Origin of the sequence: Mycobacterium sp. (assembly GCF_008709575.1) — a bacterium.
Classification (GTDB): domain Bacteria; phylum Actinomycetota; class Actinomycetes; order Mycobacteriales; family Mycobacteriaceae; genus Mycobacterium.
Window position 1 is genome coordinate 1 of sequence record NZ_VYIK01000163.1, and the last position, 295, is coordinate 295.

Below are 295 nucleotides of genomic sequence, written 5' to 3' on the forward strand. Positions count from 1 at the left end.
GGCGTCATCGGCCGCTAGTCAGTCTGAAAGCCCTCTGCCCGTTGTGGTTTCGTCTGTAGTCAACGGGATATGCAGCAGCGGGTCGACCGGCGTACCCAAGGTGATTCTCAATTTGGCGCAGACGGTCTGGACGCCAGAACTCAGCATGCCGTTCATGGCCGCCTGGACACAGGTACCACAACCGCAGACGATTCTGGTTCCTGGGCCGATGTACCATTTCAATGGCTTCGTCACCCTCACCAATCTACTGGGCGGCGACCGTTTGGTGGTGCTCGAAAGGTTCGACGCGGCAATG

General features: G+C 58.6%; 1 pseudogene. It reads left to right on the forward strand.

Features of this window, described 5'->3' with window-relative positions:
• Positions 1 to 295: pseudogene (locus F6Q13_RS17540) on the forward strand (feruloyl-CoA synthetase); the annotation flags it as partial.